Origin of the sequence: Agromyces sp. S2-1-8 (genome assembly GCF_021129215.1) — a bacterium.
Lineage (GTDB): Bacteria > Actinomycetota > Actinomycetes > Actinomycetales > Microbacteriaceae > Agromyces > Agromyces chromiiresistens.
Genome location: NZ_JAJOLP010000001.1, coordinates 899,244 through 914,669 on the forward strand (window position 1 = coordinate 899,244; position 15,426 = coordinate 914,669).

At 65.4% G+C, this 15,426-nt stretch carries 8 protein-coding genes and 3 rRNA genes; 8 read left to right on the forward strand and 3 right to left on the reverse strand.

Features of this window, described 5'->3' with window-relative positions; all coding sequences use genetic code 11:
- Positions 1 to 7 precede the first annotated feature (7 nt).
- The 4 genes from LR269_RS04145 (at position 8) to rrf (ending at position 7,457) form a co-directional block, all read left to right on the forward strand.
- Positions 8 to 1,381, forward strand: coding sequence for an APC family permease (locus LR269_RS04145; RefSeq protein ID WP_308191672.1), 1,374 nt, complete (start codon positions 8 to 10; stop codon positions 1,379 to 1,381).
- 672 nt (positions 1,382 to 2,053) lie between these two features.
- A 16S ribosomal RNA gene (locus LR269_RS04150) occupies positions 2,054 to 3,585 on the forward strand.
- 454 nt (positions 3,586 to 4,039) lie between these two features.
- Positions 4,040 to 7,145: ribosomal RNA gene (locus LR269_RS04155) — 23S ribosomal RNA — on the forward strand.
- Between the two features lie 195 nt (positions 7,146 to 7,340).
- A 5S ribosomal RNA gene (gene rrf, locus LR269_RS04160) occupies positions 7,341 to 7,457 on the forward strand.
- The 16S, 23S and 5S rRNA genes sit together here, the layout of an rRNA operon.
- Positions 7,458 to 7,560: 103 nt before the next feature.
- Here the strand turns inward: rrf and LR269_RS04165 are convergent.
- Positions 7,561 to 8,478 carry a DMT family transporter gene (locus LR269_RS04165; protein WP_231429505.1) on the reverse strand — a complete coding sequence of 306 codons (918 nt, stop codon included), beginning with the start codon at positions 8,476 to 8,478 and terminating at the stop codon, positions 7,561 to 7,563.
- Between LR269_RS04165 and LR269_RS04170 the strand changes: the two genes are divergently transcribed.
- A complete protein-coding gene (locus LR269_RS04170) occupies positions 8,477 to 9,892 on the forward strand; it encodes a PLP-dependent aminotransferase family protein (protein ID WP_231429506.1) in 1,416 nt (471 codons plus the stop codon). The genes LR269_RS04165 and LR269_RS04170 overlap by 2 nt on opposite strands.
- A gap of 44 nt (positions 9,893 to 9,936) precedes the next feature.
- On the opposite strand, the gene LR269_RS04175 is transcribed toward LR269_RS04170, so the two are convergent.
- Complete coding sequence (locus LR269_RS04175; protein ID WP_231429508.1) at positions 9,937 to 10,644, reverse strand: YceI family protein; 708 nt, start codon at positions 10,642 to 10,644, stop codon at positions 9,937 to 9,939.
- Positions 10,645 to 10,762: 118 nt separating this feature from the next.
- Between LR269_RS04175 and LR269_RS04180 the strand changes: the two genes are divergently transcribed.
- The gene (locus tag LR269_RS04180) at positions 10,763 to 11,296 is read left to right on the forward strand and encodes a hypothetical protein (RefSeq protein WP_231429509.1); all 534 of its coding nucleotides are present in this window, start codon (positions 10,763 to 10,765) and stop codon (positions 11,294 to 11,296) included.
- 2 nt (positions 11,297 to 11,298) lie between these two features.
- Here the strand turns inward: LR269_RS04180 and LR269_RS04185 are convergent, their stop codons facing one another.
- Positions 11,299 to 12,342 carry an LLM class flavin-dependent oxidoreductase gene (locus LR269_RS04185; RefSeq protein ID WP_231429510.1) on the reverse strand — a complete coding sequence of 348 codons (1,044 nt, stop codon included), beginning with the start codon at positions 12,340 to 12,342 and terminating at the stop codon, positions 11,299 to 11,301.
- A gap of 161 nt (positions 12,343 to 12,503) precedes the next feature.
- Between LR269_RS04185 and LR269_RS04190 the strand changes: the two genes are divergently transcribed.
- Positions 12,504 to 14,630, forward strand: a complete 2,127-nt coding sequence (locus LR269_RS04190; protein WP_231429511.1) for a M64 family metallopeptidase — start codon at positions 12,504 to 12,506, stop codon at positions 14,628 to 14,630.
- Between the two features lie 25 nt (positions 14,631 to 14,655).
- A complete protein-coding gene (locus LR269_RS04195) occupies positions 14,656 to 15,381 on the forward strand; it encodes a hypothetical protein (RefSeq protein ID WP_231429513.1) in 726 nt (241 codons plus the stop codon).
- The last annotated feature ends 45 nt before the right edge of the window (positions 15,382 to 15,426 follow it).

A 15,426-nucleotide genomic window follows, 5' to 3' on the forward strand; every position in this document is an offset into this window, starting at 1 on the left:
CGGCGTCATGAGCGGGCCCGAGCTCGCCGCCCAGGCCATCGCCAACATCGCACCGAGCGCGGTCATCGCGTTCACCGCTGCCGGCATCTACATCGGCGCCGGCAACGGCACGATGCTCTCGTTCGTGCTCGCCACCCTGGTGATCCTCGCGGTCGGCTACTGCGTCGCCGTCTTCGCGAAGCGCCACGCCTCGGCCGGGTCGCTGTACACCTACGTCGCGAAGGGCCTCGGCCCGTTCGGCGCCTACCTCGCCGGTATCGCGCTGCTCGTCGGTTGCTGGGGCATCGCCGCGGGTTCGCTCGGCGGCGCGGTCTCGTACATGAACCAGTTCCTCGTGCTCATCGGCATTCCCGCAGAGGGCCTCGGCTGGTCGATGGCGCTCGCCGTCGTGCTCGGCGGACTCGCCACGCTCTTCACGATCCGCGGCATCCGGCTGTCCGCGCGGGTCTCGCTCGTGCTCGAGCTCGTCTCCGTCACGATCATCCTGATCCTGCTCATCCTCGCGCTCGCCTGGGCCGGGCCGGCGGCGTGGGACCCGGCGCAGTTCTCGCTCGACGGGGTGCCCTTCCAGGGCGTCGCCGCGGGCATGGTGCTCGGCATCCTCGGCTTCGTCGGGTTCTCGTCGGCCGATGCGCTCGGCCGCGAGGCGAAGAACCCGTACACCGCCATCCCCCGGGCGATCATGTGGAGCGCGGTCACGGTCGGCATCCTCTACGTGTTCTCCGCGTACACGCAGATCGCGATCCTCGGCGAGGACCTCGCCACGGTGGCGAGCCCGCTCGAGGCCATCGCGACGCAGATCGGCATGCCGACGTGGTTCGCCCCGATCCTCACCTTCGGCGTCGGCGCGTCGTTCTTCGCCGTCGTCGTGGCCCCGCTGAACGTCGTCGGGCGCATCATCTACGTCATGGGCAAGGAGGGGGTCGTCGCCGAGCGATTCGGCCGCACCCACGACACGCACCTGACCCCGCACCGCGTGCTGCTCATCGCGGGCCCCGCGGCGATCGCGCTCGATCTCGTGCTGCTCGCGATCGGCGTGAACCCGATGGACATCGTCGTCTGGGTCGACACCTACGGCACCTACGGGTACATGGTGGCGTACGCGCTCGTCGCGATCGCCTGCGTCGCGTACACGCGCCGCGAGAAGATGCGCAACGGCCTCGTGTGGTTCTGCGCCGTCGTCTCGGTCGGTGCGATGGCGTACGTGTTCTTCGCGAACGTGTGGCCCGTGCCGGCGTGGCCGCTCAACGTGATCCCGTACCTGTTCCTCATCACGATGATCGCAGCGATCGCCTGGTACCTGCACCTCGCCAAGCGTCGGCCCGAGGTCATCGCCAACATCGGCAACACCGAGACGGACGCGCTCGAGGGCGTCGGCTAGACACCGCTGCGACCACCCGACGGCGCCCCTCCGACCAGGAGGGGCGCCGTCGACGTGTCTCCGGCACGCAGCCGGCTGCGGGCGCGGCGACCGCGGCGGAGCCGTGCGTCGCCGGAGGCGCGATGACGGGTGGATGTCGCGCCCGGATGCCGCCGGCCCGGCCATGCCGGACGGGCGCGACACGCCCGGGATGCACGGCCGATTTGTCGCATCGGGACCCTGCCGCGTAGATTCTTTCTTGTCGCCACGGCGGAGCGGAAAGCGAGAAGCAGACCGGCCGCGAAGACGATGATCTTAGCCAAATAACCTCGAAGGCGCAGTATTGCGACTCGGTGATTTCAAGCCTAAGATGAAACCTCACCTCAATTGATGTCACGGCCTCCGGGTTGGTGACTCGAACGCGTGTGATCCGATCGTGTATCGGAGGCCGGCGAAGAGGTGGTATGGTTGACAGGTTGCCCTGAGGGCAGGTCGAGAGACTGAAACTCGGGTGCGTCCGTTCCTTGAGAACTCAACAGCGTGCACTATGTTCAATGCCAATTTATTGAACCCCAGCCGGTCTTTGGATCGGTGGGATTCCTTTGATTGATGGACAATTTGATTTTTTGAAGTCAGTTGTTTCTCTGTCAGTGATTTGAACTCCTCGATGCCTTTGGGTGTTGGGAACCATTTTTTTTGGAGAGTTTGATCCTGGCTCAGGACGAACGCTGGCGGCGTGCTTAACACATGCAAGTCGAACGATGAACCAGGTGCTTGCACTTGGGGATTAGTGGCGAACGGGTGAGTAACACGTGAGTAACCTGCCCTGGACTCTGGGATAAGCGTTGGAAACGACGTCTAATACCGGATAGGACCTTGCACCGCATGGTGTGGGGTGGAAAGTTTTTCGGTTTGGGATGGACTCGCGGCCTATCAGCTTGTTGGTGAGGTAATGGCTCACCAAGGCGTCGACGGGTAGCCGGCCTGAGAGGGTGACCGGCCACACTGGGACTGAGACACGGCCCAGACTCCTACGGGAGGCAGCAGTGGGGAATATTGCACAATGGGCGCAAGCCTGATGCAGCAACGCCGCGTGCGGGATGACGGCCTTCGGGTTGTAAACCGCTTTTAGTAAGGAAGAAGGGGCCCTTTGGGTCTTGACGGTACTTGCAGAAAAAGGACCGGCTAACTACGTGCCAGCAGCCGCGGTAATACGTAGGGTCCGAGCGTTGTCCGGAATTATTGGGCGTAAAGAGCTCGTAGGCGGTTTGTCGCGTCTGCTGTGAAATCCCGAGGCTCAACCTCGGGCCTGCAGTGGGTACGGGCAGACTTGAGTGGTGTAGGGGAGACTGGAATTCCTGGTGTAGCGGTGGAATGCGCAGATATCAGGAGGAACACCGATGGCGAAGGCAGGTCTCTGGGCACTTACTGACGCTGAGGAGCGAAAGCGTGGGGAGCGAACAGGATTAGATACCCTGGTAGTCCACGCCGTAAACGTTGGGCGCTAGATGTGGGGACCTTTCCACGGTTTCCGTGTCGTAGCTAACGCATTAAGCGCCCCGCCTGGGGAGTACGGCCGCAAGGCTAAAACTCAAAGGAATTGACGGGGGCCCGCACAAGCGGCGGAGCATGCGGATTAATTCGATGCAACGCGAAGAACCTTACCAAGGCTTGACATATACGAGAACGCGCCAGAAATGGTGAACTCTTTGGACACTCGTATACAGGTGGTGCATGGTTGTCGTCAGCTCGTGTCGTGAGATGTTGGGTTAAGTCCCGCAACGAGCGCAACCCTCGTCGCATGTTGCCAGCACGTTATGGTGGGAACTCATGTGAGACTGCCGGGGTCAACTCGGAGGAAGGTGGGGATGACGTCAAATCATCATGCCCCTTATGTCTTGGGCTTCACGCATGCTACAATGGCCGGTACAAAGGGCTGCGATGTCGTAAGGCGGAGCGAATCCCAAAAAGCCGGTCTCAGTTCGGATTGAGGTCTGCAACTCGACCTCATGAAGTCGGAGTCGCTAGTAATCGCAGATCAGCAACGCTGCGGTGAATACGTTCCCGGGCCTTGTACACACCGCCCGTCAAGTCATGAAAGTCGGTAACACCCGAAGCCGGTGGCCTAACCCTTGTGGAGGGAGCCGTCGAAGGTGGGATCGGTGATTAGGACTAAGTCGTAACAAGGTAGCCGTACCGGAAGGTGCGGCTGGATCACCTCCTTTCTAAGGAGCAACTCAGAAGCTTTCGGGTTTCTGCAGTGCATACCAGATCAAGGCCGAGTGTGTCTTGCTGGTTGCTCATGGGTGGAACATTGACATAGGTATCCAGGCCAATGGTTCTGGTTCAGTACGCCTCGCTTCGGTGGGGTTGGAACGACTGGAGTTTGCGGGTTGGGTACGTGCACGCTGTTGGGTCCTGAGGGACCGGACATGGCCATCACCTTTCGGGGTGTGGTTGGGGATGGTTTCCCTTCAGGCCTTCATCGATGCCGGCGGTTGCTGGTGGGTGTGGGGGTTCTGGCCGTCTGTTGAGAACTACATAGTGGACGCGAGCATCTTAGATTGACCCTTCGGGGTCGATCACAAGATTTCGATCACATGCCCTTTCGGGGGTGTGTGTGACTAATCATTGGTCGCCGCCGGCTTTCGGGCTGGTGGCTTCTTATAACTCATGTGATTTCAAGTTTCTAAGAGCAAACGGTGGATGCCTTGGCATCTGGAGCCGAAGAAGGACGTCGTAATCTGCGATAAGCCTCGGGGAGCTGATAAACGAGCTGTGATCCGAGGATTTCCGAATGGGGAAACCCCGCCAGGCCCTTTGGGTGACCTGGTGACTCCCGCCTGAATATATAGGGCGGGTAGAGGGAACGTGGGGAAGTGAAACATCTCAGTACCCACAGGAAGAGAAAACAACCGTGATTCCGTGAGTAGTGGCGAGCGAAAGCGGAAGAGGCTAAACCGGTCATGTGTGATACCCGGCAGGGGTTGCATGGTCGGGGTTGTGGGACCTTTCGGACTGTACTGCCGTGCAGTCACGGTGACGCGTGTGCGATAGACGAACCGGATTGAAAGCCGGACCGGAGTGGGTGTGAGTCCCGTAGTCGAAATCGTGCACGGCCCGGAGAGGTATCCCAAGTAGCACGGGGCCCGAGAAATCCCGTGTGAATCTGTCAGGACCACCTGATAAGCCTAAATACTCCCAGATGACCGATAGCGGACAAGTACCGTGAGGGAAAGGTGAAAAGTACCCCGGGAGGGGAGTGAAATAGTACCTGAAACCGTTTGCTTACAAACCGTTGGAGCCTCCTTGTTGGGGTGACAGCGTGCCTTTTGAAGAATGAGCCTGCGAGTTAGTGATCTGTGGCGAGGTTAACCCGTGTGGGGCAGCCGTAGCGAAAGCGAGTCTGAATAGGGCGATTCAGTCGCAGGTCCTAGACCCGAAGCGAAGTGATCTATCCATGGCCAGGTTGAAGCGACGGTAAGACGTCGTGGAGGACCGAACCCACTTCAGTTGAAAATGGAGGGGATGAGCTGTGGATAGGGGTGAAAGGCCAATCAAACTTCGTGATAGCTGGTTCTCTCCGAAATGCATTTAGGTGCAGCGTTGCGTGTTTCTTGCCGGAGGTAGAGCTACTGGATGGCCGATGGGCCTCAACAGGTTACTGACGTCAGCCAAACTCCGAATGCCGGTAAGTGAGAGCGCAGCAGTGAGACGGTGGGGGATAAGCTTCATCGTCGAGAGGGAAACAACCCAGACCACCAACTAAGGTCCCTAAGCGCGTGCTAAGTGGGAAAGGATGTGGAGTTGCACAGACAACCAGGAGGTTGGCTTAGAAGCAGCCACCCTTGAAAGAGTGCGTAATAGCTCACTGGTCAAGTGATTCCGCGCCGACAATGTAACGGGGCTCAAGCACGCCACCGAAGTTGTGGCATTGACATTTGTGGTAGGCCTTCGTGGTCCAGCCGTGTTGATGGGTAGGAGAGCGTCGTGTGCCGGGTGAAGCGGCGGTGGAAACCAGCCGTGGACGGTACACGAGTGAGAATGCAGGCATGAGTAGCGAAAGACGGGTGAGAAACCCGTCCTCCGGAAGACCAAGGGTTCCAGGGTCAAGCTAATCTGCCCTGGGTAAGTCGGGACCTAAGGCGAGGCCGACAGGCGTAGTCGATGGACAACGGGTTGATATTCCCGTACCGGCGAAGAACCGCCCACATGAAATCAGGAGTGCTAAGCATCCCAATCCGCGTGGATCCCTTCGGGGACGATCGCGAGGCGGCATGCGACCCCATCTGGTGGAGTGAGCGTATTAACAGGTGTGACGCAGGAAGGTAGCCCAGCCCGGGCGATGGTTGACCCGGGGCAAGCGTGTAGGCCGAACCGTAGGCAAATCCGCGGTTCATCAAGGCTGAGACGTGATGCGGATGAAAAGTGGGTGATCCTATGCTGCCGAGAAAAGCATCGACGCGAGGTTCTAGCCGCCCGTACCCCAAACCGACTCAGGTGGTCAGGTAGAGAATACCGAGGAGATCGAGAGAATCGTGGTTAAGGAACTCGGCAAAATGCCCCCGTAACTTCGGGAGAAGGGGGGCCCGAACCGTGAATGGACTTGCTCCAGGAAGCGGGGAGTGGCCGCAGAGACCAGTGGGAAGCGACTGTTTACTAAAAACACAGGTCCGTGCCAAGTCGCAAGACGATGTATACGGACTGACGCCTGCCCGGTGCTGGAAGGTTAAGAGGACCGGTTAGCCGCAAGGCGAAGCTGAGAATTTAAGCCCCAGTAAACGGCGGTGGTAACTATAACCATCCTAAGGTAGCGAAATTCCTTGTCGGGTAAGTTCCGACCTGCACGAATGGCGTAACGACTTCCCAGCTGTCTCAACCGCGAACTCGGCGAAATTGCAGTACGAGTAAAGATGCTCGTTACGCGCAGAAGGACGGAAAGACCCCGTGACCTTTACTACAGCTTGGTATTGGTGTTCGGTGTGGCTTGTGTAGGATAGGTGGGAGACTGTGAAGCTGGCACGCTAGTGTCGGTGGAGTCGTTGTTGAAATACCACTCTGGTCACTCTGGATATCTAACTTCGAACCGTGATCCGGTTCAGGGACAGTGCCTGGTGGGTAGTTTAACTGGGGCGGTTGCCTCCCAAAAAGTAACGGAGGCGCCCAAAGGTTCCCTCAACCTGGTTGGCAATCAGGTGGCGAGTGTAAGTGCACAAGGGAGCTTGACTGTGAGACTGACAGGTCGAGCAGGGACGAAAGTCGGGACTAGTGATCCGGCAGTGGCTTGTGGAAGCGCTGTCGCTCAACGGATAAAAGGTACCTCGGGGATAACAGGCTGATCTTGCCCAAGAGTCCATATCGACGGCATGGTTTGGCACCTCGATGTCGGCTCGTCGCATCCTGGGGCTGGAGTAGGTCCCAAGGGTTGGGCTGTTCGCCCATTAAAGCGGTACGCGAGCTGGGTTTAGAACGTCGTGAGACAGTTCGGTCCCTATCCTCTGCGCGCGCAGGAAATTTGAGAGGATCTGACCCTAGTACGAGAGGACCGGGTTGGACGAACCTCTGGTGTGCCAGTTGTTCCGCCAGGAGCACCGCTGGTTAGCTACGTTCGGAATGGATAACCGCTGAAAGCATCTAAGCGGGAAGCCGGCCTCAAGATGAGATTTCCATCCCCTTCGGGGGGAGAGGCTCCCAGCCAGACGACTGGGTTGATAGGCCGGATGTGGAAGACAGGACTAACGACTGTCGGAGCTGACCGGTACTAATAAGCCGATAACTTGATTATCACTACACCCACACGATTTGAACTCATTCAAGTAAAGGCCGTGTGCGTGGCCCTGATGACTCGCGTCCACTCTGTGGTTCCCAACAGACGGAAACACAAACTCAACACAGAACAAACACACCCCACACCAAGGGGTGTGTACACCGAGACCACCAAACCCACCCACCAAGGGTGAACACGGTTTGGTCCTAGAGTTTCGGCGGCCATAGCGCGAGGGAAACGCCCGGACACATTCCGAACCCGGAAGCTAAGACTCGCAGCGCCGATGGTACTGCAGGGGGGACCCTGTGGGAGAGTAGGACACCGCCGGACATTCTTTCGAGAAGAGCCGCCAGCAGAGATGCTGGCGGCTCTTCTTGTTTAACGCCCCGTCTGCCCCGAGCCCAGTGCTCGATTCAGTTCGGAGTGCGTAGCGCTACCGCGGAAGCAGTCTGGTGCGCACCGCCAGCGCTGCGCACGCGACGACCGCGAGCCCGCCGAAGAGGGTCGGCCAGCCGATCGGCTCGTTCAGGAGGAGTGCGGCCCACCCGATGTTCATGACCGGCTGTACGAGCTGCACCTGGCTGACCTGGGCCATCGGGCCGATCGCAAGGCCGCGGTACCAGGCGAAGAAGCCCAGGAACATGCTGACGACGGCGAGATAGGCGAAGGCCAGCCACTCGGCCGGTGTCGCCGCCGGCGGCTGCTGCGCGACCGAGACGCCGGTGAAGGCGAGCATGAGCGGAGCGGAGACCACGAGCGCCCACGAGACCGTCTGCCACGAGCCGAGCTCCCGCGCGAGCAGGCCGCCCTCGGCGTAGCCGATCGCCGCGGCGATGACGGCGCCGAACAGCAGCAGGTCGGACCACTGCAGCCCGCCGAGCCCGCCGTGCTGGAGTGAGGCGAACGCGATCGCCGCGATCGCCCCGAGGCCGGCGAAGAGCCAGAACGACCGCGCCGGCCGCTCCTTCGCCCGGATCACGGCTGTCACCGCGGTCGCCGCCGGCAGGAGGCCGACGACGACCGCGGCATGACTCGCAGGGGCCGTCGTGAGCGCGAACGAGCTCAGCAGCGGGAATCCGACGACGACGCCGCCCGCGACGATGGCGAGGCGAGCCCATTGCACGGCGGTCGGCCAGTGCTGACGCGTGAGCGCGAGGGCGGTCGCTGCCAGGGCGGCGGCGACGACCGCGCGCGCCGATCCGATGAAGAGCGGCGAGAGCCCGCCGACCGCGACGCGCGTGAACGGCAGCGTGAACGAGAAGGCGGTGACACCCAGGAGCCCCCACCAGAGTCCGGCGCGCCCTGAAAGCACTGTCGTCGAACGATGGATAACGCTACTCTGGCCTGTCATGAGTCAGAGTAGCACCGAGCGCATCGTCGCCGACCTGCGGGCATGGATCGCTGCGGCGCCGCCCGGGGCGCGGGTGCCGTCGAATCGGGCGCTCATGCACGAGTTCGGAGCGGGCCCGGTGACGGTGCAGAAGGCGATGCGGCAGCTCATCGCGCTGGGCCTCGTCGAGAGCCGGCCGGGCATCGGCACGTTCGTGCGTGCGACGCGCGCGGTTCGGCCCGCCGACTACGGATGGCAGACGGCGGCACTCGGCGCGCCGCCGTCGCGCACGGCCGCGCTGTCGGCGACGCACCGTCAGGTCGCACCCGACGCGATCGCGCTGCACTCGGGCTACCCGGCCCGCGAGCTGCTGCCCGAACGAGCCGTCCGCCAGGCGCTCGCCCGTGCGGCGAGGACCGACGCCGCCATGACCCGGTCGCCGGCTGCCGGCGTGCCGGAACTCAGGGCGTGGTTCGCGAACGAGCTCGCCGCCGCGGCTCCGGCCGGGGTCGCGCACGCGGCACCGCGCGATGCGCTGATCACTGCCGGTAGCCAGGGAGGTCTCAGCTCGATCTTCCGAGCGCTCGTGGGTGCGGGACGCCCGATGCTGATCGAGTCGCCGAGCTACTGGGGAGCGATGCTCGCAGCCGAACAGGCCGGCGTGGTGCTCGTGCCGGTGCCGACCGGGCCGGCCGGGCCGGACCCCGCAGCGGTCGAGCGGGCGTTCGCGGAGACCGGAGCGCGGGCCTTCTACGCGCAGCCGAACTTCGCGAACCCCACCGGGGCGAGCTGGCCGGTCGAGACCGGACGCGCTGTGCTCGAGACCGTCCGACGTCACGGCGCCTTCCTCGTGGAGGACGACTGGGCGCACGATCTCGGTATCGACGCCGGAGTCCGGCCCCTCGCCGCCCTCGACGACGACGGGCACGTCATCTACCTGCGCTCCCTCACGAAGAACGTGTCGCCGGCGCTGCGGGTCGCGGTCGTGATCGCGCGCGGGCCCGCGCGCGATCGGATCGTCGCGGACCGCGCGGCGGAGGCGATGTACGTCAGCGGCGTCGTGCAGGCCGCGGCGCTCGACGTCGTCACCCAGCCGGGGTGGGCCGCCCACCTCCGCAGCCTCGGCGGGCAGCTCCGGGCGCGTCGCGACCTGCTGGTGCAGAGCCTCCGCGAGCACGCGCCCGAGGTCCACGTCGAGGCGGTGCCCGCCGGCGGGCTCAACCTGTGGGCACGCCTGCCCGACGGCACCGACGTCGACGGTCTCGTCCGCGACGCCGAAGCCCGGGGCCTCGCGATCGCCCCGGGGCGCGAGTGGTTTCCCGCCGAGCCGTCGGGGCCCTTCGTGCGGTTGAACTACTCGGGCGCGGAGCCGGAGCGGTTCCCGGAGGCGGCGCGGATCCTGGCCCGGAGCCTCGCCGCCACGACGTCGGCCTGAGCACGTGCTCCGGCGCCGGCGCTCGGCTCAGATGGTTCGAGGACTCAGGCGCGCTCGAGCTCGAGCGAGAACTCGACGAAGCCGTCGGGTTCGACCGAGACGAATCCGAGGTTCGGCGCCTCGACCCCGTAGTCGGCGAAGGTGATCGGGATGCTGCCGGCGACCTGCCCGGTCGCGCCGTCGAGCACGGCCTCGAGCTCGACGGTCACCTGCCGCGTCTCGCCGGCGAGGGTGAGTTCACCCGTGGCGGCGACCTGCTGCACCTCGCCGACGGCCGGCGCCTCGGCGACCGAGATCGGCTCGGTGAGCACGAAGGTCGCCGTCGGGAACTCGTCGGTGCGCAGCGCCGTCGAGCGGAAGTAGTCGTCGCGGTTGGCCGAGTCGGTCGTGATCGAGGCGACGTCGACCGTGAACTCGGCCCCGGTCAGGCTGAGCCCGTCGACCGTGAGCGTGCCGTCGACCTCTGCGGTGCGGCCGGTCACGGTCACATCGGTGCCGTTCAGCACCTCGTCGACGCGATAGCCCGCATAGGAGCCGTCGGCCACGGTCCACTCGCCGCTGAGATCGGTCGTCGAAGCCGAGGCATCCGCGTCGCTCGAAGCGGTGGGCGCCGCGGTGACGCTGGGTGCTGCGTCGGCCTCGCCGACGATCAGGTCGCGGTAGACGATCGGGCCGGCGATCGCGGCGGTCGCGCCGAGGGCGAGTGCCCCGGCGACGATCGAGGCGATGATGATCTTCGTGCGCTTCTGCATGCGGCTCCTGCCGTGATGTCGTGCGTGCGGACTTCGAGCCTCGCGCATGAACGTATGAGAACGCATGGAATGGTCCGAGAAGGTTCCCAGATGACGGCGGATGTCGCAGACTTGCGCCATGAGCGATGACGCTGCCGTTGCGGGGCTCGCGAGCGACGACCCGACCGCCTCCGACCCGCACGTGCTCGGGCCGGGCCTCCTGCCGACGCCGTTCACGGCCGACGAGATCAGGGCGGCGAGCGGTGTCGGGAAGCTGATCCGACTGCTCGTCGAGCTTCCCGGCGGTGAGCGGTTCGAGCGCGTCAACCGGTTCAGCGGATGCGACCCGGAGGGCGCCACGCTCGAGCAGTGGCGCCTCGACGCCGCAGGCGACGTCGACGGGGCGGTGACGAACGAACGCGTGACGTGGCTCGAGCTGCAGGAGCATGCGGCGTTCCCGGCCGACCACACCGAGCGCACGACCGAGGTGATCGAGTCCCCGCTCGGCACGCTCGAGTGCCTTCGCTACGCCACGCGGCACGGCGACGCGGGATCGTCGGTGTCGGTCTTCTGGTTCGCGCCGGGCTATCCCGGCATGCCCGTCCGCTACGAGGTGCCGACGCCCTCCGGCGTCGTGCGCACGACGGTCGTGTCGGTCGAGGTCGAGCGCTGAGCTCAGCCGTCGGTCGTGGGCCGCCAGCCGAGGCTCGGGGCAACGTGCTCCGCGAACGCGGCGACGAGGCGCAGGTTGAACTCGACGCCGAGCTGGCTCGGGATCGTGAGCATGAGCGTGTCGGCCGACTGGATCGCGGCGTCGCGCTGCAACTGCTCGACGAGCTTGTCGGGCGTGCCGGCGTACGTCTTGCCGAACGTCGAGCGCAGGCCGTCGATGTAGCCGACGCCGTCGCCTTCCTCGCGGCCGCCGAGGTACAGCTCGTCCTCAGCGGTCGTGATCGGGAAGATCGAACGGCTCACCGATGTCCGCGGCTCGCCCGGGTGGCCCGCTTCGCGCCAGGCGGCGCGGAACGCCTCGAGCTGCTGCGCCTGCAGCTCGTCGAACGGGATGCCGCGGTCTTCGGTGAGCAGCGTCGACGACATGAGGTTGACCCCGACACGGCCCGCCCACTCCGCGGAGTCGCGGTTGCCGGCGCCCCACCAGATGCGCGAGCGCAGTCCGGGCGAGTACGGCTCGACCCGCTGCAGGCCGCCGGTGCCCGTGACGGGACCGGCGAACGGCGAGGAGCGGTCGGGCTCCGCGAGCCCCTCGCCCTCGATCGCCTGCAGGAACCGGGCGAAGTGGTCGCGTGCGATGTCCGCGCCGCGCGGGTCCTCCGAACCCGTGTACCCGAACGTCTCGTAACCGCGGACGACCGTCTCGGGTGATCCGCGGCTCACGCCGAGCGCGAGGCGGCCGCCGGAGATGAGGTCGACCGCTGCGGCGTCCTCGGCGAGGTGCAGCGGGTTCTCGTAGCGCATGTCGATGACGCCCGTGCCGACCTCGATGCGCGAGGTGCGCGCGGCGATGGCCGCGAGCAGCGGCATCGGCGACGCCTGCTGGCGGGCGAAGTGGTGCACGCGGAAGTAGGCGCCGTCGACCCCGAGCTCGTCCATGCCCTGCGCGAGGTCGATGGCCTGCAGCATCGAGTCGGCCGCCGACAGCTCGCGGCCGCCGCCGAGCGGGCCGTAGTGTCCGAACGAGAGGGTTCCGAAGCGTCGCATGTCAGAGCCAACGCGGTTCGGGGCGGGTGCATTCCGATGCATGGATGCCTCGGCTCAGGGCCATCCCCGATGGCGCGGTCCTGAATATCCCTCATGATCATCTCGTCAACTCAGGGAGCACGGCGGCGGAGTCCGCGGCTCAACGCGAAGGGCGGATGATCATGGCCGACAGCGTCACGGTCCTGCAGGACGTCGGATCGGGTGGGAAGACGCTCGCGATCCTCGGCGACGGGTTCGCCGCGGGCAACGATCAGACCGTCTACAACACGTACGTGCGCGACGTGGTGATGAAGCAGGTGTTCGGCAGCGGCTACTACAACGAGGATGCCGCGGCCTGGAACATCCGGCGGGTCAACCTCGAATCGGTGCACTCGGGCGCGAGCACGCGCACCTGGAACCTCAACGGCACCCCGTCGAACCTGGCCGACGACACCTCCACCGAGAGCATCTTCGACACCGCGCTCGGCATCATCTCGAACGGCGAGTGGTGGCACAACTGGTTCGAGAACGGCGCGAACACGAAGAAGCGCATCGACGACGCCGTCGCGAAGTGGGCTCCTGGCGCCGCCTTCACCCTCATCATCGTCAACTCGACGCTGCCGGGCGGCCTGCGCACCGGCTCAGTGCTCAAGGTCACGACGCAGGAGGGCTGGGACACGATCGCGCATGAGATGGGACACGGCTTCGGCGACCTCGAGGACGAGTACAGTGCGACCGGCAAGGGGGCGTACGGATCGGGCGAGCCCGCTCGAGTCAACGTCACGATCGAGACGAGGCGCTCCCGCCTGAAGTGGAAGCAGTTCGTGGCGGGCACGACGCCGGTGCCGACCGGCACGGGCGCGGCAGCGGGCTGGACCGCGGGCACGAAGCCCGCCGGGTGGGACGACGCGTCGGACGCCGGGCTCTTCGAGGGCGGCGCGACGTTCGAGACCGCCATCTTCCGCCCCGTGATCGACTGCCGGATGAACAGCAACACGCCCGACTTCTGCCCGGTCTGCTACACCGAGCTGAAGGACACCTACCACGGCCCGGCGAAGCACAGCTTCACGCGAGCGGTGCCGGGGCGGTTCACGTCGAGCCTCGGTTCGGAGTTCATCGGCGTGGAGGACCGGGCCCTGACCGTGTACCGCGCCAACGGCACCCGCTGGGCGCACAAGCGCACGACCGCCGCGATCGTGCCCGGCTCTTGGGAGATCAGGCCGGGCGACCGCTACTTGGCCGGCGACTTCGACGGCGACGGGCGGGACGAGCTCGTCGTCTACAACTCGACCGACTGGGTGTTCCCCTACCTCGCGCTGATCAAGGTCGACGCCGACGGGCGCATGCGCGTGCTCGCGCGCTACGACGGCGACATCCCCGGGTGGGGCGGGTTCGCGCGGCATGACGCGTTCCTCGTCGGCGACTTCGACGGCGACGGACGCGATGACCTGCTCGTCTCCAACTTCGACGACTGGTCGATGCCGTACGTGGCCACGCTCATCTCGACGGGCTCGGGGTTCTCGCAGTCGCACCGGTACGACGGGGACATCCCCGGTTGGGGCGGCCTCGCCGACCACGACGAGATCATGGTGGCGAACGTCGGCGGCACGAGCCGGGACGACCTGCTGATCTGGAACTCGCGCGACTGGTCGAGCGAGTACCTCGGCCTGTTCCGCATGCAGCGCGGCCTGTTCCGGTGCATCCGGATGTGGGAGGACGACCTGCCCGGGTGGGGCGGTTTCGCCGAGCACGACCGGTTCTTCGTCGGCGACTTCAACGGCGACGGCAAGGACGACCTCTACGTCTTCAACGGCTCGGACTGGGCGAACCCCTACCTCGGCATGTTCCGTTCGACGGGCAGCGACTTCGCGTTCGTGCGGATGTTCGACGGCGACGTCCCCGGCTGGGGCGGCATGCGCAGTCACGACCGCTTCCTCCCCGCCGACCTCACGGGCGACGGCAAGGTCGACCTGTTCGCCTGGAACATGGACGACTGGTCGCACGAATACGCGGGCCGCATGATCTCCAGCGGGTCGAACCTGTCGGCGGACTTCCGTGAGGACCGCGTCGGCGAGTGGCGACTCGGTTCCGTCGACCGGTTCGATCGGGTACCCGAGCGCCACCGGATCCGGGTGACGACGGCGCTCTCGAAATCGATCGTGATCGGACCGTTCACGAGGAAGGGGCCGGACCGCATCCTGGCCCACAACGCCGACTGGACGTCGACCTTCAGCGGCACGGCGCCGCTGGCCATGGACTGCATCTACCACCGGTGGGTGCACGACTACCGCTTCGGCCGCAACTGGTGAGCCGGGCACGAGGAGGGGCGAGTTCATGGACGAGACCAGCGAGCGACCGCGCAAGCGGCTCGATGAGGAACCCGGCGGTGCGCGGCGCAACGCCGCCCGCCGAGGGCGGCTCAAGGACGGCCGGCTGCTGTCGGCCGCCCTCAAGGAGCGGACCGGACGCCCGAAGCCCGGCGTCGAGGCATCCCTCGCGCTGTACGGTGAGAAGACGCGGCGCAGGGATTGGGGGCCGCAGGTGGCAGCGCGAATCGAACCGAGCCCGGAGGCGAGGAGCGTTCGACTGCGACTGGAGGTGGAGCGGGGCGAGATCCGCGTGCTCGACAGCACCGTCGTCGATGTCGCGCCGCCCGAGCAGGGCACGGTGCGCGGCACCGCGTTCATCGAGGTGAGGGCGGGCAAGGCCGTCGTCGCCCTGCAGGCCGTCGTCGACCCCGGGCTGAGCATCGGGATCCCGGACCGCACCGATCCCGACGACGCGTTCCGCGGGCACCGCGTCGTCGAGGAGGAGACGTGGGAGGCCGCGGTGCTCGTGCCCCTCGAGGCCGTCGCCGACCGCGACGCAGAGCTCTCGGTCTCGATCTACCGGGCGTCCGAGCGGTTGATCCTCGAGACGGCGTCGGAGTCGCCGCTCGCTCGCCGCTCGCGTCGGGTCGAGGAGCTCGCGGCGTCGAAGCCGATGCGCGCCGCCGACCTGCCGCACCTCAGGACCGATCGCGACGGCCGCAAGCCGGAGCCGCGGGCGAGCGCCGACTGAGCGCCCGCACGGCGGTGCGCCGCGCGACGGCCGCCCCTCGGGCTA